This is a genomic window from Roseibium sp. MMSF_3247, assembly GCF_030733765.1.
In the GTDB taxonomy this organism is placed as follows: domain Bacteria; phylum Pseudomonadota; class Alphaproteobacteria; order Rhizobiales; family Stappiaceae; genus Roseibium.
This window is the reverse complement of record NZ_JASHII010000003.1, coordinates 418,887-438,490: the sequence shown is the minus strand read 5'-3', so window position 1 is coordinate 438,490 and position 19,604 is coordinate 418,887. Positions and strand designations below refer to the sequence as shown.

Sequence of the window (19,604 nt, the reverse complement as noted above, 5' to 3'; positions counted from 1 at the left end):
TCCTCCCCAAGTCTTTATTTGTTTCGTTAGATGTCCGCTCGTGCGGCGGTTGAGATCATCTTCATATGCAAAGACGGCGCAGACTGGGTCTGCGCCGTCATGCCGTTCAGATTAGAGGAAGCCCAGCTTCTTCATCAGATCGCCGATAACCTGCTCCTGGTTTTCCAGGAAGGCGCGGAAGTCATCACCATTGTTGTGAATGTTGACCCAGCCGTTGCGGGCACGAACTTCTTCCCACTCCGGGGTGTCGTACATTTTGGTCAGTGCAGTCTGGTAAGCAACCAGCTGCTCTTCCGGCAGGCCCGGTGCTGCGAAGAAACCGCGCCAGTTGACGAAGGTGGTGTCGATGCCCTGTTCCTTCATGGTTGGGGCGTCTTTATAGGCATCCACGCGCTCATCAGACGTCACACCGATGATCTTGACTTCACCAGCGTTGGCAAGGTCCACAGCTTCGGAGAAACCGGTCGACAGAGCAGCAATCTCGCCGGACAGCAGTGCGGCCATTGCCTTACCGCCGGCATCATACGGGATGTATTTGAAAGCGGTCGGATCTTCGCCAGCGGCTTCCATTGCCATGGCTGCAACCAGGTGGTCCATGCCGCCCGGAACGGAGCCGCCACCAATGGCGGTGCCGGACGGATCAGCCTTGTAGGCCGCGATGAGGTCGGTCATGGAATTGATCGGGCTGTCCTTGCCAACCACCAGGGCTGCATAGTCGCCGATTGTTCCTGCGACGAGTGTCAGGTCACGGAAGTTTTGCGGAAATACGCCAGTCAAAGACCGGATCACGATCGGGGTCGAGTTGACCATAATCGTGCCGTGGTTTGACGCAGCATTCTCGATCAGGTAGCCGATCGCCTTGCCGCCGCCACCGCCGGACATGTTTTCGTAAGATGCAGTGCCAACCAACCCTGCTTTGGTGAGCGCTTCGCCAGTGCCGCGTGCCGTGCCGTCCCAGCCACCGCCAGCACCACCCGGGATCAGGAAGTGAATTGAATCGACAACCTTGTGGCCGTCCGCGAGCACTGGGCTGGCGAACGTCATAGAAGCTGCAACCGCAGCCAGAACGACCCGGCGGGTCATTTTCATGAGTGTCATGTTTTCCTCCACATAAACTGGCCCATTGCATGGGCCTATTCAGCCTCAGGTCCGCATTGCGGAGCCTCCCTTTGGGCTTGAATTCAACCTAGCGGCAAACCCTGTCACCAACCTGTCACCGGCTGTCTATGCGCTTGCAAGAAGTGATTAGGGCAGGCAAGAGTGAGGGCAGGAGGACCAAGAATTGCGGCTATTGCTCGTTGAAGACACCTTTGACATGGCTGAAGCCATCATGATCCGGCTGGACCGGAGCGGTATAGCCTGTGACCTTGCCAAAACACTGGAGGAAGCACGCTCTCTTCTGGATGTTCAGCGTTATGATGTCATTGTTCTGGATCTGAATTTACCGGACGGGCTTGGAACCGATCTTTTGAAAGAGTTGCGGCAAAAATCCGATCGCACGCCGGTTTTGGTGCTGACCGCAGAGTTCTCCGTGGATGATCGCGTGTCGACGCTCAACTCCGGAGCTGACGATTATCTGGTGAAGCCCTTTGATCATCGCGAGCTGGAAGCGCGCATACAGGCGCTCTACAGACGTGAGCAAGGAGACAAAGCGGAAGAACTGGCGATCGGGGATCTGACCTTTAATGCGACGGCCCGCGTTGTTCGGTTGAAGGAGGCACCGGTCAACCTGACACGGCGGGAATTCTCACTGCTGGAATTGTTCATTCGGAATCGGGGAAAGGTTCTGAGCAAGGAACGGCTTTTTGAGGGCATTTTCAGCTTTCAGGACACGGATGTCAGCATGAATGCGCTGGAGCTTTATGTTGCGCGCCTGCGTAAAAAACTCTCCGGAAGTTCTGTTGTGATCGAGACGCAGAGAGGGCTTGGATACAAGCTTGAGGTCAATGACTAGCTTGCTCAGCCGGTTTGGTGCGACCTCCCTTACAGCGCGGGTTGCGTTGGGCTTAACGTTCCTTTTGACGTTTGGTGGGATTATCGTCTCGATCGCGGCCTTTGCATATGGACGCGAAGCTGCCCGCTCGGCTTATGACCGGTTGCTTGTGGGCGCGGCCAATGACATTGCCTCCGCAATCACTGTCGTGGACGGCAATCCGGTCCTTGAGTTGCCGCATTCTGCATTCGAGCTTCTGGCGCTCGCGCCTGATGACCGGATCGGGTACCGGATCGTTGGGCCAAATGGCCAGACCCTGACCGGTTACGATGAAATCGCTCTTCCTGCCGGGTTGACGGGATACAACGACGTTTTCTTCGATGGCGCATTTTTTGGCGAAGCGGCCAGATATGTTGTTGTCTCCCGGCGATTTGCCGAACGCACTTGGAGCGGGACCATCCGGGTTGTTGTGGGGCAGACCCTGAAGGCGCGGAACGCCATGGCCGTGGATATCACGCGCAAAGCGCTCTACGTGTTGGCAGCATCCGGATTGGCGATGATGCTCTTAGCGGTTCTGGTGGTGCGTGCTGTTTTCAATCCCTTGAAGCGGATTGCCGGTGGATTGGCAGAACGTGATCCTCACGATTTGACACCGCTTGATACAGACGTGCCGCGTGAAACCGCCATGATGATCCAGGCGTTGAATGCCTTTATGGGGCGGCTGGATCGGCAGATGGATTCCATGCGGCATCTGATTTCGGACACGGCTCACCAATTGAGAACACCCGTCGCGGCGCTCAGGGCACAAGCAGATCTCTTTTCAGATGAGGAGGATCCCGAGCGCAAAGATCGCATTGTTGAGCGTATTCAGACCCGGTCCGCGAGTCTCGGCCGGCTGCTCGACCAAATGCTGAGCCAGGCGTTGGTGATCCATCGCGGCGACAGTGTCCGCCGTGAAAAAATCGATCTGCGGGATGTTGTGCTGGACGTTTTCGAGGAGGGCGATCATGCAGTTCTGCGGCCGGATATTTCAGTCGTTCCGCAATTGGCAGACCAACCGGTTCACGTGCTTGCGGATACGACGTCCCTTCAAGAAGCTGTCAAGAATCTTCTGAGCAATGCCTTGAAATATGGACGGGCACCGGTGCGCATTGGTGCTACGACCGAAAACGGTGTTGCCTCTATCTGGGTAGAAGATGATGGCGGTGGGCCCGATCCTGAAATCCTTTCCGCCCTGGGAACACGCTTCAATCAATCTGGTTTGTCCCGTCAGAACAGTTCCGGTTTAGGACTTGCCATAGCGCATGCTGTTGCCCGGTCTTTTGAAGGACAGTTGGTTTTGGAAACACACGGCGACAGGACCTTTCGCGCGGCTCTGTGTTTTCCGGAAATCAATGCGGAGGCTGCATGAAGGGTATTCTGTGCAAGTCAATTGCTTTTGGTCTCTGGATGTTGGCAGCCTTCAACGTCCCTGCAATGGCGGCCGAACCTGAGTTGGTCGAACAATATGGGGGTGCTGCTGCCGAACAGACCCTCACTGTGCGCTCGACCGCCGACATTTCGGTCTTTGCGCCGGTTGTCGAAGCTTTTCTGGAAACGCGGCCTGATCTGACACTCATCTATGAGCAGTGGGGATCGAACGATCTCTACACCCAATCCCGCGCAGAGTGCAGGGAAGGGGCGCCGGTCGCCGATGTCGTTATCAGTTCCGGCGTTCACCAAATGGTCAAGCTGGTCAACGAAGCCTGTGCCCAAAGCCATGTGTCGCGGGAGACTGAGCAGTTGCCAGCTGCGCTGCGATGGCGCGATGAATTGTGGGGTATTTCCAGAGAACCCGCTGTCGTAATCTATAATCAGGACTTGGTACCGCCAGCTGAGGTGCCAAAGTCGCGTTTTGATCTCCTGGATTTGCTCCGGCCAGCCAACACCCCCTATGCCGGCCGTGTCGCCACTTACGATATCGAGCGCTCCGGCCTCGGGTATCTCTTTGCTTTTGTCGACGCACAAGAGGCATCGACCTTTGGCGCATTGCAGGAAGCCTTTGTGCGCACCCAAGCCGTCCGGTCGTGCTGCTCCTCCGATATTATCCGGAGCGTGGCCGATGGCCGCTACCTGATCGCCTACAATGTGCTGGGATCTTACGCCCAAGGATATCAGCAGCAAGATGACCGGATCGGGATCGTTTTGCCAACCGATTACACATTGGTGCTGTCCCGTGCGCTGATGATCCCGAATGGGGCAGACAACGGTGCTGCAGCCACTGATTTTCTGGACTTTTTGTTGTCGCCCGAGGGGCGCAGGGTCTTGCGTCAAGCGTTGCTGATCAGCCCGCTTCTTGAGACGGAAGAGGGGGCTGAGGGAGAGACCTTAAGTTCGACAGCGCTTCGCCCGATCGGTTTGTCTCCGGCGCTCATGGTTGCGCGGGATCAGCTGACCCGGGAAACTTTCTTGAAACGCTGGCGCGTGACATTTCCTGGGCCGTGAATGCAGAAAATCAATTCGTAAATTCTTTTGGAAACGCGCGTCGGGCGTGAATACTCGCCCCTTGCAAGCCGCCGGTCTTGGAGAACACGCCACGCACCACAAGTGGTTTGGTGTAATTCGCAAGTGTTATTGCGCGGGTCTTGCTATCGATTTCTGCCAGAAGCCGGCCATCGGCGCTCAAGCCTCCGCTCACCGGGATTACATCCGGGCCAAGCAGATTGATCACCATGCTGAGCGCTCGAGCTAGAATAGTTGTAAAGGCGTCGATGGTCCTTGCTGCTTGCGGCTCTCCGGCGTGCCAAGCGGTCGTTACTTCAATGCTTGAGTACGATGTGTTGTGAAGAGCGGCGTGTATCTTTTCCAGACCTCGCGCCGAACCGTAAGCATCCAGGCAACCGATTTGACTGCACCCGCATTGAAAATGCGGAATGCCTGAAATCGTCCCACCCGCGGTTGGATCGACAACCGGACCGTGCCCCCACTCTCCGGCGATCCCGCCGCGCCCCGAAACAAGGCTGCCGTTGTGAACCAAGCCACCGCCGACTCCTGAGCCAAGAATGATGGCGAAGACAGTTTCTTTGCCAGCGCCCGATCCCTCAACAGCTTCTGCCAGTGCAAAGGCATCCGCATCATTGATGATTTCGACCGGTGTGCCGAGTTCTCTCGTCAGATCCGAAGCGATCGGGCGGCCGTTCAGACAGGGAATGTTCGCGACGTCTGCGATGCCGGTTTGTGCATCGAAGGCCCCTGCGAGGGATATAACAGCCGGGCTGCGAGTCTCTGGAAGACACTTACGGAGTGCTTCGACAAACTCAGACCACGAGTGCAACGGTGTTGGAACCCGCCCAGCCTCTTGCACCGGACCATGCGCATCGGGATGCGCGTAGCGTATAAAGCTGCCGCCGATGTCGAACGAAGTCACCATCCCGATTTAATGTCTTTCAAAAGAGGTTCCGGAACGTTCAGTCAATAAACCGCAACATGCTTCTTGCACAGACGTTTTTCCGTCAGAGTGAAGCGCCCGTTGCCTCCGGTAACACCTCCAGCTCCTATATGCGGCTGCGCATTCGGTAGCCTGGAGCAAAGATGAGTTTTACATGTGTGATCGGCGCATCGCCGGTCCAAGTTATGCGCTCCATGGCAAACAATGCTGTCCCCAGTGTGCAATCAAGGATCCGGGCGGTGTCTTCGTTGGCGTTGAGCGCAGAAAACGACAGATCCCCCCGGCTGTAGGGGGCATTGTGGACCAGCCATTCGTTGGCGCTGGAGACCTCGAACTTACGCTGGCGCGCTTCGGGCACGGTATCAAGATTGATGTAACGCTCTTCAAACGCATAAGGACGGTCGTCCGCAAAGTGGAGCGTTTTCAGATAGAGCACGTCATCACCAAGCGATGCGTGAAATACCCCGTGCAGCATTGGTGGAACCGGTTGGTAGGCCCGTTCGAGAAGACTGTGCCGGTAGGTCTTGCCAAGCGCTTCCACCTCTTCCCGGATGATTGGAATCGTGAGCGTGGCCCGCTGCGGCGGATTGAGTGCAACACGCGTGCCCGCACGGCGTTTGCGTATGACCAGCCCGCTTTCGGCCAGGTCCCTGAGCGCTCTATTGACGGTCGTGCGCGCGCAACCGAATTCCTCTGCCAGATCCGCTTCGTGCGGGATCTGCGCGCCCGGTTCCCAGACGCGGTCATGGATCCGGCGAAGAAGCTCTTTGCGAATGCCAGTCCAGGAGTTCGTATCGGTCAGGGCCACAGGTGATCAGTTCCTTGTTCAGATTCGGCCGCGCAACGCCTTCATCGTCGCCCGGTAGCGCGCGCGGATTTCCTCGCCTTTTACATGGATTCCCCCGGTAACAACATGGCGGCCTGCCGACCAGACATCCTGGATCATTCTGTCATCGCCCGCGAAGATGTAGGCATCCAGGATCTCGTCGCCCTCGCGGTCCTCAAGGTCGATGGCATTCGCGTCCAGCGCGACCATGTCGGCAAGGTAACCGGCAGCGATCTGTCCAGCACTGCGTCCACACGCTTGCGCACTTCCCGAAACCGCTCCATCAAACAACACGCGGCCTGTCGAATTTTCCGGATTTGCCACCGACGCCCGGCATTTGTCGCGAAGGCGCTGTGAGTACTCGAGCGTGCGCAACTCTTCTGACAAGGAAATCCGGATGTTGGAATCGGAGCCAACTCCGAACCGGCCGCCGGCACCCAGATACCGGACGCCGTCGAAAATCCCGTCGCCGAGGCTCGATTCGGTGATTGGACAAAGCCCGGCAACCGCGCCCGTCCGTGCCAGTCCAACGGTCTCTTCGTCTGTCATCTGTGTGCAGTGAATGAGGCACCAGTTCTTCGACACATCATGGTTTTCCAAAAGCCAGTCGACCGGCCGCTTGCCCGACGCTTCCAGAACTTCTTCGACTTCGGCGACTTGTTCTGCCAGGTGCATGTGCAAGGGACTTTGCCCTGCGAGTACGACAGCGTTTTTCAAGGCGTCCGAATCGACTGCGCGCATTGAATGGGGCGCGACGCCTAAAACGCAATCCTGATCAAGGGACTGTAGGGCGTTGCCAGCCTGTTCATGGAGTTTTTGGAACCGGTCGAAATCATTGCCGAAGCGGATTTGTCCCGGCGCCAGAGGGCGTTGATCGCAGCCACCATGTGTGTAAAGCACTGGCAACAAGGTCAACCCAATGCCGGTCTTGCTTGCAGCTGCCACAATCCGTTCGGACATTTCGCCGAGATTATCAAAAGGCGCGCCGCCAGGTTGGTGATGCAGGTAGTGGAATTCTCCGACGGCCGCATAACCGGCCTCAAGCATTTCCATCTGAACAAAGGCGGCAATCGCTTCGACATCATCTGGGGTGAGCGTGTCGAGAAACCGGAACATGATCTGCCGCCAAGTCCAGAAGCTGTCGCGGCTCTCCTGACCCCGGCGTTCGCTCATTCCGGCCATCGCGCGCTGAAACGCATGGCTATGCAGGTTGGATGGTGCAGGTAACAGGATCCCGACCCGATGCGCTTTTCCAGCTGGCGACGCCGCGTTTGGTTCGACAGCAGAAATCTCGCCGTTAGCGGAAACATCAACGTGGACGTATTCCGCCCAGCCAGTGGGAAGCAGCGCCTTGTCTGCGAAAATGGTGCTGTCTTGCGCCGTAGGCATGCCGGTCTCTTTCCCTCGTTGACACGTTAATATGTGCATGCATATTATCTTTTATCGCAATCTAATCAAGCGGGAGATGTCCGGTGCCACAGCGCCTGCTGACAAATGCCAAATTGGTAACACTCACCGAGACGGGAGATCCGTACGGCTTGATTGAAGACGGTGTGCTCGCCATTGATGGCGAGACGATTGGCTATGCTGGTCCGGCAGCAGATCTGCCAGAGGCATTCTCGGTCTATCCGAATGAGAACTTGAATGGGCGTCTGGTGACGCCGGGTCTTATCGATTGCCACACCCATGTTGTCTTTGGCGGTGACCGGGCCCGCGAATTCGAAATGCGTCTCGAAGGCGCGTCCTACGAAGAGGTTGCACGCGCAGGTGGGGGCATTGTCTCGACCGTCAAGGCAACGCGTTCAGCCAGTGAAGACGAATTGCTTGAAGGCGCGCTGTCCCGGGTGGATGCGCTGATTGCCGAAGGTCTTACCGGTATAGAGATCAAGTCTGGTTATGGCCTCGATCAGGAGACTGAACTCAAGATGCTCAGAGTAGCCCGCAAGGTCGGCAGCCTGCGGCCCATCACAGTATGCACAACGTTCCTTGGTGCCCATGCTGTTCCGGCAGATTATAAGGACAGAGCGGACGCTTACCTCTCGGAGGTTTGCCTGCCGACGTTGGAAGCCGCCCATGCCGAGGGTCTTGTCGATGCGGTCGACGGCTTCTGTGAAGGCATCGCCTTCTCCCCGGCCCAGATCGCGAAAGTATTCGACAAGGCAAAGGCACTTGGCCTGCCCGTCAAACTCCACGCCGAGCAGCTGTCAAATCTGGGCGGTACCGCGCTTGCGGCTTCCTATGGGGCTCTGTCGGCAGATCATTTGGAATACCTGGATGAAGCTGGCGTCGAAGCCATGGCCAGCAGCGGAACGGTTGCCGTCATCCTGCCCGGCGCTTTTTACACCTTGCGCGAAACGCAAGCCCCGCCGGTTGATCTTCTGCGTCGACATGAAGTGCCCATGGCGCTTGCGACAGACTGCAATCCTGGGTCCTCACCGCTCGCTTCTCTCCTTCTCACCATGAACATGGGCTGCACGTTGTTCTGCATGACACCGGAAGAAGCACTTGCCGGTGTCACCCGCGAGGCGGCCAAAGCACTCAGACTAACGGACCGCGGTACGCTGGAGGCCGGAAAACGCGCCGATCTTGCCATCTGGAACGTTCAGCACCCGGCAGAACTCAGCTACCGCATCGGCTTTAACGCCCTAGAAAAACGGATTTTTGGAGGAGCCGAATGAGCGCTCTTGTTGTCTCACCGGGCGCTGTTCGCCTTGCCGATCTGGAACGCGTCTACCGTGAAAGCCTTTCCGTCCGGGTCGACCGGGCTGCAGAAGCTGCAATCTGTTTGGCTGCGGAGCGGGTTGGCATAGCGGCACGCGGTAAAGAGGCCGTCTATGGCGTCAACACAGGGTTCGGCAAGCTGGCGAGTGTAAAAATTGCCGCTGAAGACACAGAGACACTTCAACGTAATCTGATCCTGTCGCATTGCTGCGGTGTTGGAGAGCCGCTCGACACGGCGACAACTCGTTTGATGATGGTACTAAAGCTTCTCTCCCTCGGGCGCGGTGCGTCTGGAGTTCGGCTTGGAGTGCTGGAGCTGATAGAAGCTTGCCTAGAAAAGGGCGTCACACCGGTCACGCCCTCTCAAGGCTCTGTGGGAGCTTCCGGTGATTTGGCACCCTTGGCCCACATGGCTGCCGTTCTCATTGGCGAAGGCGAAGCAGAATTCGGCGGCGAGCGGATGCCGGGTGGTGTCGCGCTTGATAGGGCGGGGCTTAAACCGGTCGTTTTGGGGCCCAAGGAAGGTTTGGGCCTAATCAATGGCACACAGTTTTCGACCGCCTGTGCGCTTGTTGGTCTCTTTGAAGCCTGGCGTCTCGCCGAGGCTACGGTCTTGACCGCGAGCATGTCGACCGACGCCATCATGGGGTCGACGGCACCACTTCTTCCCGAGATCCATGCACTGCGCGGCCATCGTGGTCAGATCGAAGTGGCTGCCGCAATGCGCGCAGTCATGGAGGGGTCTGAAATTCGTGAAAGCCACCGGGAAGGCGACACTCGTGTTCAGGATCCCTACTGCATCCGCTGCCAGCCGCAGGTGACAGGCGCCTGTATCGATCTTCTAAGGATGGCGGCCAGCACACTTGAGATTGAAGCCAATGCGGCAACCGACAATCCTTTGGTTTTGATCGAGGAAGATCGGATTGTTTCCGGTGGCAACTTTCACGCAGAACCTGTTGCTTTTGCTGCAGACCAGATTGCGCTCGCGATAGCTGAACTCGGGGCAATTGCTCAGCGGCGTATTGCCTTGATGGTGGATCCGGCCTTGTCTTTCGATTTGCCTCCGTTTCTTACGCGCGATCCGGGGTTGAATTCCGGGCTTATGATTGCCGAAGTGACCACTGCTGCATTGATGAGCGAAAACAAACATCTCGCAAATCCATGCTCAACAGATTCCACGCCCACCAGCGCCAATCAGGAAGATCATGTGTCGATGGCCGCGCACGGCGCGCGCCGATTGGCACGCATGAATGAGAACTTGGCTCATATCCTGGGTGTTGAACTGCTTTGTGCTGCTGAAGGGATTGAACATCGTGCACCGCTCAAGACGAGTGCACCGCTGCAAAACGCACTGGAACAGCTTCGGCACCGAGTTCCTGCGCTGGAGAAGGACCGGTACCTGGCACCGGACCTGGAGACCGCTGCAGAGTTGATCAAGTCCCGAAGCTTGGTTGCGTTTCTTGATGACAATGCCGCCTTGGTCCTTGGAGGTGCGCATGCAGCCGGTTGAGGTCTTTTACGGAGACGGGCCGTTGGTGCTTGGGGTGCCGCATGCCGGAACGTACGTGCCGCCTGAGATTTGGTCTTGCCTGAATAAAGTGGGCCACAAGCTTGCCGATACCGATTGGCACGTTGACCAACTCTATTCTGAGCTTTTGCCGGGCGCGACGATGGTGAAGGCAAATTTTCACCGCTATGTCATCGATGCCAACCGCGACCCGGAAGGCGTCAGTCTTTATCCTGGCCAGAACACGACAACGCTCTGTCCAACAACGGACTTTGACGGGCGCCCGATCTATCTGAACGGCAGCGAGCCGGATCCAGAAGAGATCGAAAAGCGGCGGCTGGTTTGGCATGCGCCTTATCACGCTGCGCTCAAGGCCGAACTGGAGCGTGTCCACGCAATACACGGCATCGCAATTCTCTACGATTGCCACTCGATCCGTTCCGTCGTGCCCTACCTGTTTGAGGGCACGCTGCCGGATTTCAACACCGGAACAAATGGTGGCGCTACATGCGCACCCGGAATCGAGAAGGCCGTTGTCGACCTCACAGCAAAAGCTGAGGGCTACACGTCGATCCTGAACGGCCGCTTCAAGGGCGGCTGGACCACCCGCCACTACGGCCAGCCGGCGCGCGGCTTCCATGCCATCCAGATGGAACTGGCACAGTCCACGCATCTTGTGACCGAAGACACGCCCTTTGCTTATGACGAGGCGAAAGCTGCGCGTTTGCGGGTCCATCTGAAAGAAATTCTCAGCGCACTGGCTGATCTCGCCCCTGCGCTCGTCCAACAGACCAAAAATTCCGAGGGAGCCAACCATGGTTGACCGCCGCCACAATGCACGTGACGTTTTCCCGCCGACGGGGACGGAGCTCAACACCAAGTCCTGGTTGACGGAAGCTCCGTTGCGGATGCTGATGAACAACCTGCATCCAGATGTTGCTGAAAACCCCCACGAGTTGGTTGTTTATGGCGGCATCGGCCGTGCTGCGCGCACTTGGGATGATTTCGACCAAATCGTTGCGAGTTTGAAGTCACTGGAAGACGATGAAACCTTGATGGTTCAATCGGGCAAACCGGTTGGTGTGTTCAAAACCCATAAGGATGCACCGCGGGTTCTGATCGCGAATTCCAATTTGGTGCCGAATTGGGCTAACTGGGACCACTTCCACGAACTCGATAAAAAAGGTCTGGCAATGTACGGCCAGATGACCGCGGGCTCCTGGATCTACATCGGCACGCAGGGCATCGTTCAGGGAACCTACGAGACCTTCATGGAAGCCGGCCGCCAGCACTATGAGGGTAACCTGAAAGGCCGCTGGATCCTCACCGGTGGTCTTGGTGGCATGGGCGGTGCGCAACCGCTTGCTGCCGTCATGGCCGGAGCCTGCTGTCTCGCGGTCGAGTGCGATGAAAAGAGCGCTGACTTCCGCCTGCGTACAAAATACGTCGATGAAAAGACGCGTTCCCTCGACGAAGCGCTTGAGATGATCGAGCGCTGGACGAAGGCAGGCGAGGCAAAATCCGTTGCCTTGATCGGCAACGCTGCAGATGTCTTTTCAGAACTCGTCAAACGCGGTGTCAAACCGGACATCGTTACCGACCAGACGTCCGCGCATGACCCGGTCAATGGGTACCTGCCGCAAGGCTGGACTGTTGCCGAATGGCGCTCAAAGGCAGAGACAAATCCGAAAGCGGTCGAGAAAGCCGCACGGGCTTCAATGAAAGTTCATGTGCAGGCGATGGTCGATTTCTGGAATGCCGGTGTTCCAACGCTGGACTACGGAAACAACATCCGCCAAGTCGCCTTGGAAGAAGGTTTTGAAAACGCTTTCGCGTTCCCGGGCTTTGTGCCTGCTTATATTCGGCCGCTCTTCTGCCGCGGGATCGGGCCGTTCCGCTGGTGTGCGCTTTCCGGCGATCCGGAGGATATTTACAAGACCGACGCCAAGGTGAAGGAACTCATTCCGGATGATGAGCATCTGCACAATTGGCTCGACATGGCCAAGGAGCGGATCTCGTTTCAAGGACTGCCGGCCCGGATCTGTTGGGTTGGTCTGGGTCAACGCCATCGGTTGGGTCTTGCCTTTAACGAGATGGTCCGCAACGGTGAACTGAAGGCCCCGGTCGTTATTGGCCGTGATCATCTGGACAGCGGATCCGTGGCGTCTCCGAACCGGGAAACGGAATCTATGAAAGATGGCTCGGACGCGGTGTCAGATTGGCCACTTTTGAACGCACTGTTGAACACCGCATCTGGCGCAACCTGGGTGTCTTTGCACCATGGTGGCGGCGTCGGTATGGGATTCTCGCAGCATTCGGGCATGGTCATTTGCTGTGACGGAACAGATGATGCCGCGCGCCGGATTGAGCGTGTGCTTTGGAACGACCCTGCAACCGGTGTGATGCGGCACGCCGATGCGGGTTATGAAATTGCGCTGGATTGCGCAAAAGAACAGGGATTGAAACTGCCGGGTATCCTTGGGAGATAAAAACAACGGCGGACAGCCCTCCAATCACCTTTGACAAAGAGGACAAGATGAAAAGACGTGATTTTCTGAAAGCCGGTGCAATCGGCGCAACAGGCGCAGCAGCGACAACGCTTGCAGCACCTGCCATTGCTCAAGATGTCCGCCAGTGGCGCATGGTTACGGCCTGGCCGAAGAACCTACCAGGACCTGGTGTTGCCGCGCAGATGCTCGCGGACCGTATCACGACCCTGTCGGGCGGGCGCATCGAGGTGAAGCTGTTTGCGGCCGGCGAAATCGTTCCGGGCAATGGTGTTTTCGATGCCGTCGGGCAGGGCACCGCTGAGCTCTATCATGCGGTGCCGGCCTACTGGGGCTCAAAGTCCAAGGGCATCCTGTTGTTTGGGTCCCAGCCGTTTGGACTGACGGCTCCTGAACAAGCGGGCTGGTTGATCCACGGTGGCGGTCAGGCGCTGTATGATGAAATGTACGGACGCTTCAATCTGAAGCCGTTCTTGTGCGGCAACTCCGGTCCGCAATGGGCTGGCTGGTTCCGCAACGAGATCAACAGTGTTGACGATCTCAAGGGCTTGAAGTTCCGCTCAACGGGGCTTGCGTCAGAAATGTGTTCCAAGCTCGGCATGGCAGTCCAGGCCATGAGCGGCCCGGCAATGTTCCAGGCGCTGCAGTCTGGCGCCCTTGATGCTGGCGAGTTCATCGGCCCGTGGACGGACAGCGCGCTTGGCTACTACCAGATCGCCAAGAACTACTATTGGCCGGGTGTTGGTGAACCGTCTTCTGCCGAAGAATGCGCGGTCAATCTGGATGCCTACAACGAATTGCCGGATGATCTCAAAGAGGTCGTCACACAAGCCTGTTCCAGCCTCTACAACGATGTCCTGACTGAGTACAACACCAAACACGCTCAGGCATTGACGGGTCTCGTCAACGATCATGGCGTGATGGTGCGTAAGCTCCCGGACGATGTGATCGTGGCGATGGGCAATGCAGCTGGTGAAGTGATCGCTGACCTGCGAGCAGACAGCGACGATTTGGTCAAGCAGATCACGGAGAGCTTCCTCGGCTACCGCAAACTGATGCGCGAGTACATGCCCTACGCTGACAATGGCCAGATGAACGCGCGTCTGCTGGACTACAAGTACGACTGATCGTCGGTAACATAAGGCACAGCCTGCCTTTGGCGATCGGAGAAGTCGAAACGCTTCTCCGGTCGCCACTGCTTGACTTGACCATCTGGTCCAACTCCTCACGATGAGGGCGTGACCTTGTGAGACAAAAACAGGAACCGACCGCGATGGAAAAGCTTGCGGGTGTGCTCGAGCGTGTGAATTCGGTAATAGGCAACACCCTGTGCTGGGCGGCGCTGGGCATGCTGATGTTGCAGTTCGTGATTGTGCTTCTGCGCTATGTTTTCGGCTACAGCTTCATCTTTCTCGATGAAGGTGTTTTGTATTTCCATGCAGCCATCTTCATGCTGGGCGCAGGTTATACGTTCCTGGTCAATGCCCATGTGCGTGTGGACATTTTTTATGCCAAGGCGAGCGAGCGCGCACAGGCCTGGATCGACATCTTTGGCCACCTGTTTCTGCTGACGCCAGCGTTGCTTATTCTGTTGTGGTTCTCCTGGCCGACTGTGCGCAGCAGCTGGGCAATTCTCGAGGGACCAATTTCCGTTGGTGGGATCCCGGCCTCGTTCCTGTTGAAGACGCTCATTCCGGCCTACTGCATTCTTTTACTCGTTCAAGGCGCGGCTGCCCTGATCCGTGATATCTCCCGTCTGAAAGCCACCGCTGCATGAGCCTTCCTCTTGACTTGATGATGTTCGGGGCGCTGATCGCCTTCATTCTGCTCGGCTATCCGGTGGCCTTCACGATAGCGGGCGTTGCAACCGGCTTCGCGCTCCTGGGGTGGATGCTTGGAGACTTCAACATTCAGCTAATGGGGGCGATGGGCCAGCGGTTTTTTGGGGTTCTGACCAACCCGGTGCTCACCGCAATCCCACTATTTGTTCTGATGGGTGTAATCCTGGAAAAAAGCCGGATTGCCGAGGACCTTCTTGAAACGATGGGCCGGCTGTTCGGCAAGATGAATGGCGGCCTTGGTGTTTCCGTCGTTCTGGTCGGTGCCCTTCTGGCTGCGTCGACCGGTATTGTCGGCGCAACGGTCGTTGCGATGGGCCTGATTGCGCTGCCGACCATGTTGCGCAACGGGTATGACCCGAAATTGGCCTCCGGCATGGTATGTACAGCCGGTACACTTGGTCAGATCATCCCGCCCTCGACCCTTCTGATCATCCTTGCCGATGTCATGTCGAATGCGTTTCAGCAGGCGCAATATGCGCAAGGCAAATTCACGATCGAAACGATCTCGGTTGGACAGACCTTTGCGGCCGCAATGGTGCCTGGACTTCTGCTGGTGGCCGTCTATTGCGTCTACATCATCGGTCGCGCGAAACTATTTCCTGGTGACGCACCGGCTATGAAGGAGAGTGTTGAGCCACCAAGCGGCGTGGAAATCGCGTCTGCAATCGTTCCGCCGATCCTGTTGATTATCGCCGTTTTGGGCTCGATCCTTGGCGGTGTGGCATCTCCGAATGAAGCAGCTTCTGTCGGCGCCGTTGGAGCTATCTTGCTGGCCGGTCGGCGGTTGGGCGTGCCGGTCAAACTCATCATTCTGGCGACCATCGCTTTGCTGGTAGTTGCAGTGTCGGCTGCGGCCTTTCCCGTTCGCCTTCAAAGGTCAGATGTGACGATTGGTGGCTATGTGCTTGCTGCAATCTACGCTGGGCTTGCTCTTTTTGCGCTGGCCGTTGTTCTGAAAATTTTACGTGCAGCTTTTGCCGATGGGCTTTTGAAGTCATCATTGCTGTCGACCCTGACCGTAACCTCAATGATCTTCGCAACCATCCTGATGGCGAGTTTTTTCAGTCTGGTATTTGTCGGCCTGGGTGGGGAAGACCGTGTTCATGAGCTCTTGAAAGAAATGCCTGGGGGGGCGACGGGCGCATTGATCTTTGCAATGCTGTTCGTCTTCGTGTTGGGCTTTTTCCTCGACTTTGTCGAGATCTCGGTGATTCTTCTGCCTGTTTTGATCCCGCCGCTCATCCTGATGGGTATTGATCCGATCTGGCTCACAGTCCTGATCGCAATCAATCTTCAGACATCGTTTCTGACGCCGCCGTTCGGTTTTTCGCTGTTCTATTTGCGCGGCGCTGCGCCAAAAGAAATCACCACCGGACAGATCTATCGCGGTGTGGTTCCGTTCATCGGATTGCAAATAGCTGCCGTCGCGATCTTGTGGATGTTCCCGATTATCGCAACGTGGCTTCCGCGCTGGCTTTATTAGGCCGTCTAGGATGACCGGGCGGTCGAAACCGCCCAGTGTCCGGACCTATTTCTTCCGGGAAGGGCCTTCGCGCTCAGACGAGGCCGCCCAAAGATTGATGTTGGCGTCCTTGGCTGTCGCATCGATTTCCTGAAGCTCCGCTTCAGTGAACTCGAGATTGTTGAGCGCGCCGACACAGTCAATCACTTGGGTTGCACGGCTTGCCCCAATGAGGGCGGTCGTGACGCGTCCGCCTCTCAAGACCCAGGCAAGTGCCATCTGCGCCAGGGTTTGCCCGCGCCGCTGTGCGATGGCGTTGAGTGCCCGGATGGTTGCAAGGTTCTCGTCGCTGAGGAATTGGTCCTGCAGGGATTTGCCCTGTGTGGCCCGGCTGCCTTCCGGAATCTCCTTCAGATACTTGTTTGTCAGCATGCCTTGGGCGAGTGGGGAAAAGGCGATGGAACCAATGCCGAGATCGTTCAAGGTGTCGAGAAGGCCGTCTTCTTCCACCCAACGGTTGATCATGGAATAGCTCGGTTGATGGATCAGACAGGGAGTGCCGAGCTCCTTCAGGATTGCTGCTGCTTCTCGGGTCCTCTTCGTATTGTAAGAGGAAATACCGACGTATAGGGCCCGTCCGGAGCGGACGATGTGGTCCAGCGCCATCATGGTTTCTTCCAACGGCGTGTCCGGGTCGAACCTGTGTGAATAGAAGATGTCGACATAGTCGAGACCCATGCGTTTCAGCGATTGATCGCAGGACGCGATCAGGTATTTGCGGCTGCCCCACTCGCCATAAGGCCCAGGCCACATGTCGTACCCGGCCTTGGACGAAATGATCATCTCGTCCCGATACGGTGCAAAGTCGGTGCGCAGGAGTTCGCCGAATGCGCTCTCCGCGGAGCCCTTTGCCGGACCATAATTGTTGGCAAGGTCGAAGTGGGTGATGCCGAGATCAAAAGCGGCCCGCGCAATTTCCTGTTTGCGTTGGTGCGGGGTGTCATCGCCGAAATTGTGCCAAAGTCCCAGAGAAATGAGCGGCAGTTTCAATCCGGACCTACCACAGCGGCGGTAGTCCATGCTGGTGTAACGGTCGGGCGATGCGGTCCAGGTCATTGCGTCTCCATTTGGCTGGTTTTTCCAAGCAACACTGTTTCAGAATGCCGATGGAAGCGGACGCTGTCTTCGCACTAAAGGCGGGTAATGTGAAGTATGGACAATAGCGATGGAGAAAAAGAGGCTTGCGGCGGACGGCACCACCGCAAGTAAGGTGGGGGAGGAATTAGGCGCCGAACATGTCGGTGGTGATACCTTTGTACCAGCCGATAGACTCTTCATAGGTCGCCTGACGGAGGCCTGCATCTTCACCGGTCTGGCTGATGAATTTCGAGGTGGACGCGATTTTTTCATCTGTCGGGGCGTATTGTGCGCCGACTTTTACGCCGTCGTTGGTCTCGATCAGGCTCCAGCAGGTGTTGGAGTACTTTGCTGGGAAAACACGGGACCCGGTGAGGTCTCCGCGAATGGCCATGGCTGCCACCTTGGCCTGGCTGTTCGCCGAGAAACCGGACTTCGGCATGTCTCCGGCGATGCAGGCATCTCCGATGACAAAGATGGAATCGTCTTCCTTGGAGCGCATGGAAGCCGGATCAATGGCACAGAACCCGCTGTCGTTGGCAAGTGCGGCCTTGGAAGCGATCATGCCCGCCTTTTGCGCCGGGATGACGTTCACCAAATCGCCCTGGAAGGTGTCCAGGTCCGTTTCGACCTCCCCGGTCGATGCATCGACCTTGACGATACCGCCATGCACATCCGGTCCATACCACTCGATCATGCCCGGATAGTGCTTGTCCCAGCCTTCCTGGAATAGGGCTTGTTTGGAGAATTTCGGCTTGGGATCAATGATGACGATCTTGCTGTCGTTCAGCCCCTTAGATTTGAGAATATGCGCCATCATCGAAACGCGCTCATACGGTCCCGGAGGGCACCGATATGGGTTCGGCGGGGCCACCATGACGATTTGCTGGCCGTTTTCGATAGCATCCAGTTTGGCTTTCAGAAGCTGAGTCTGAGGACCCGCCTTCCAGGAATGCGGCATGATTTCAGCCGCTTCTTCTGAGTAGCCGGGCACACTGTCGTAGATGAGATCAATGCCCGGAGACACGACCAGACGGTCGTAAGGCACTTTGGAACCGTCCGCCATAACAACCATTTTAGCATCCCGATCAACGGCATCTGCCATGCCGTTTACAACGGTGATGCCGTAGTTCGAAGACAACGTATCGTAGCCGTGTGTGATGGAATCGAAATCGCGGAACCCGCCGAGATAAAGGTTGGAAAAGAAGCAGGTAGTGTAGGCCGGGTTGGCTTCGATCAGAGTGACGTCAAGATCCTCACCAGCATCCTTGGCCATATACCGGGCGGCTGTGGCGCCTCCGGCGCCGCCGCCGATGACGACGACTTTAGGTTTCCCCTGCGCCCGGGCGTAGTACGGCAGTGCCAGGGATGTCGCCCCGGCGCCAACCAGAAGCCCAAAACTACGGCGTGTGAGATTTGGCATGTCATTTCCTCCCAAGTATGCAGTTTGGCCCCTGCATTTGACAAAACCTCATTGCGGATCGATGGACCCGAAATAGGCGGCCAAGGCTGCGATTTCCTCGTTGCCGAGGTTGACTGTCATGTTCTGCATGACCTGATGACTGCGGACATTTGTCTTGTACTCAAAGAGTGCCCGGATGAACGGTTTCTTAGGCCAGCCGATAATGGATGGGATGCCATCGGCCCGGCCAGAGACTTGATGACAGATGACACATTCACTCGAAAGATATTCGCCATACGCCATGTCTCCGTCGATCTGCATAGCAACGGCACCCATTTCCGGCGTCACAGTTTCCGCCTCCGGTTCTGACGCCGGTTCGGCTTTGGAAAGTTCTCTCAAGTAAGCGATGATGTGGGTGCGATCCTGACGGTCTGGCATGCCGCGATAGGACATTCGGGTTCCGGGTACATATTCTCGCGGCTTTTCGAGATAAAGGTCCAACGAGAACTCGTTCCAGACCATACCGTCACTGCCAAGTTTCTTCATCGCACTGGAATACTTGAACCCTTCCAGGGTCCCGGCCGGGCGTTCAAAAAGGCCGTCGAGATGAGGACCCACGCCATTACGTGCATTGGCTCCAACTTGGTGGCATGCTTTGCAGGCTTTAAAGAGCTTTTCGCCTTTTATTGGATCGCCGTCCGATGCCATGGCCGGCACCGTCAGTAAAAACGACGCGCCTGCGATCCATTTCCTTGCTCGGGCCCATGCCGCATTTCTCAATGTCGGAAAGTCGGCATAAGGCCGTTCAGCCTTTTCCTGCTTTTGGTCCATACCGGTTCCT

17 protein-coding genes are annotated in these 19,604 nt (G+C 57.0%); 10 read left to right on the top strand and 7 right to left on the bottom strand.

Annotation, left to right across the window (positions count from 1 at the left end; genetic code table 11):
• Positions 1 to 111: 111 nt before the first annotated feature.
• A complete protein-coding gene (locus RBB44_RS12395; protein WP_306147668.1) occupies positions 112 to 1,098 on the bottom strand; it encodes a tripartite tricarboxylate transporter substrate binding protein in 987 nt (328 codons plus the stop codon).
• Positions 1,099 to 1,291: 193 nt separating this feature from the next.
• Between RBB44_RS12395 and RBB44_RS12390 the strand changes: the two genes are divergently transcribed.
• The 3 genes from RBB44_RS12390 to RBB44_RS12380 are packed head-to-tail and all read left to right on the top strand — an operon-like array spanning position 1,292 to position 4,417.
• A complete protein-coding gene (locus RBB44_RS12390) occupies positions 1,292 to 1,954 on the top strand; it encodes a response regulator transcription factor (RefSeq protein ID WP_306147876.1) in 663 nt (220 codons plus the stop codon).
• The gene (locus RBB44_RS12385; RefSeq protein WP_306147667.1) at positions 1,947 to 3,344 is read left to right on the top strand and encodes a sensor histidine kinase; all 1,398 of its coding nucleotides are present in this window, start codon (positions 1,947 to 1,949) and stop codon (positions 3,342 to 3,344) included. The genes RBB44_RS12390 and RBB44_RS12385 overlap by 8 nt, the downstream gene beginning before the upstream one ends.
• On the top strand, positions 3,341 to 4,417 hold the full coding sequence (locus RBB44_RS12380) for an ABC transporter substrate-binding protein (protein ID WP_306147666.1): 1,077 nt from the start codon (positions 3,341 to 3,343) through the stop codon (positions 4,415 to 4,417). The genes RBB44_RS12385 and RBB44_RS12380 overlap by 4 nt, the downstream gene beginning before the upstream one ends.
• Before the next feature lie 10 nt (positions 4,418 to 4,427).
• On the opposite strand, the gene RBB44_RS12375 is transcribed toward RBB44_RS12380, so the two are convergent.
• The 3 genes from RBB44_RS12375 to RBB44_RS12365 form a co-directional block, all read right to left on the bottom strand.
• Complete coding sequence (locus RBB44_RS12375) at positions 4,428 to 5,342, bottom strand: ROK family protein (RefSeq protein WP_306147665.1); 915 nt, start codon at positions 5,340 to 5,342, stop codon at positions 4,428 to 4,430.
• A gap of 124 nt (positions 5,343 to 5,466) precedes the next feature.
• On the bottom strand, positions 5,467 to 6,168 hold the full coding sequence (locus tag RBB44_RS12370; protein ID WP_306147664.1) for a GntR family transcriptional regulator: 702 nt from the start codon (positions 6,166 to 6,168) through the stop codon (positions 5,467 to 5,469).
• An 18-nt stretch (positions 6,169 to 6,186) separates the two neighbouring features.
• A complete protein-coding gene (locus RBB44_RS12365) occupies positions 6,187 to 7,575 on the bottom strand; it encodes a formimidoylglutamate deiminase (protein ID WP_306147663.1) in 1,389 nt (462 codons plus the stop codon).
• Positions 7,576 to 7,658: 83 nt separating this feature from the next.
• On the opposite strand from RBB44_RS12365, the gene hutI reads away from it, so the two are divergent.
• The 7 genes from hutI to RBB44_RS12330 all read left to right on the top strand — a co-directional run bounded on the left by hutI (position 7,659) and on the right by RBB44_RS12330 (position 16,245).
• Positions 7,659 to 8,864 carry an imidazolonepropionase gene (hutI, locus tag RBB44_RS12360; protein WP_306147662.1) on the top strand — a complete coding sequence of 402 codons (1,206 nt, stop codon included), beginning with the start codon at positions 7,659 to 7,661 and terminating at the stop codon, positions 8,862 to 8,864.
• Positions 8,861 to 10,417 carry a histidine ammonia-lyase gene (gene hutH, locus RBB44_RS12355; protein WP_306147661.1) on the top strand — a complete coding sequence of 519 codons (1,557 nt, stop codon included), beginning with the start codon at positions 8,861 to 8,863 and terminating at the stop codon, positions 10,415 to 10,417. The genes hutI and hutH overlap by 4 nt, the downstream gene beginning before the upstream one ends.
• Complete coding sequence (gene hutG / locus RBB44_RS12350; protein ID WP_306147660.1) at positions 10,404 to 11,237, top strand: N-formylglutamate deformylase; 834 nt, start codon at positions 10,404 to 10,406, stop codon at positions 11,235 to 11,237. The genes hutH and hutG overlap by 14 nt, the downstream gene beginning before the upstream one ends.
• Positions 11,230 to 12,903, top strand: a complete 1,674-nt coding sequence (gene hutU / locus RBB44_RS12345) for a urocanate hydratase (RefSeq protein ID WP_306147659.1) — start codon at positions 11,230 to 11,232, stop codon at positions 12,901 to 12,903. Before hutG ends, hutU begins: the two co-directional genes overlap by 8 nt.
• A gap of 47 nt (positions 12,904 to 12,950) precedes the next feature.
• Positions 12,951 to 14,048, top strand: a complete 1,098-nt coding sequence (locus RBB44_RS12340) for a TRAP transporter substrate-binding protein (RefSeq protein ID WP_306147658.1) — start codon at positions 12,951 to 12,953, stop codon at positions 14,046 to 14,048.
• Between the two features lie 146 nt (positions 14,049 to 14,194).
• Positions 14,195 to 14,698: a TRAP transporter small permease subunit gene (locus tag RBB44_RS12335; RefSeq protein ID WP_306147657.1), complete on the top strand. Its 504-nt coding sequence runs from the start codon at positions 14,195 to 14,197 to the stop codon at positions 14,696 to 14,698.
• On the top strand, positions 14,695 to 16,245 hold the full coding sequence (locus tag RBB44_RS12330; protein ID WP_209179711.1) for a TRAP transporter large permease subunit: 1,551 nt from the start codon (positions 14,695 to 14,697) through the stop codon (positions 16,243 to 16,245). The genes RBB44_RS12335 and RBB44_RS12330 overlap by 4 nt, the downstream gene beginning before the upstream one ends.
• A gap of 45 nt (positions 16,246 to 16,290) precedes the next feature.
• Here the strand turns inward: RBB44_RS12330 and mgrA are convergent, their stop codons facing one another.
• The 3 genes from mgrA to RBB44_RS12315 all read right to left on the bottom strand — a co-directional run bounded on the left by mgrA (position 16,291) and on the right by RBB44_RS12315 (position 19,594).
• Positions 16,291 to 17,340, bottom strand: coding sequence for an L-glyceraldehyde 3-phosphate reductase (mgrA, locus tag RBB44_RS12325; RefSeq protein WP_306147656.1), 1,050 nt, complete (start codon positions 17,338 to 17,340; stop codon positions 16,291 to 16,293).
• 166 nt (positions 17,341 to 17,506) lie between these two features.
• Positions 17,507 to 18,784 (bottom strand): NAD(P)/FAD-dependent oxidoreductase, encoded by a 1,278-nt coding sequence (locus tag RBB44_RS12320; protein WP_306147655.1) that lies wholly within the window; start codon positions 18,782 to 18,784, stop codon positions 17,507 to 17,509.
• A 48-nt stretch (positions 18,785 to 18,832) separates the two neighbouring features.
• Positions 18,833 to 19,594, bottom strand: a complete 762-nt coding sequence (locus RBB44_RS12315; protein WP_306147654.1) for a c-type cytochrome — start codon at positions 19,592 to 19,594, stop codon at positions 18,833 to 18,835.
• Positions 19,595 to 19,604 lie beyond the last annotated feature (10 nt).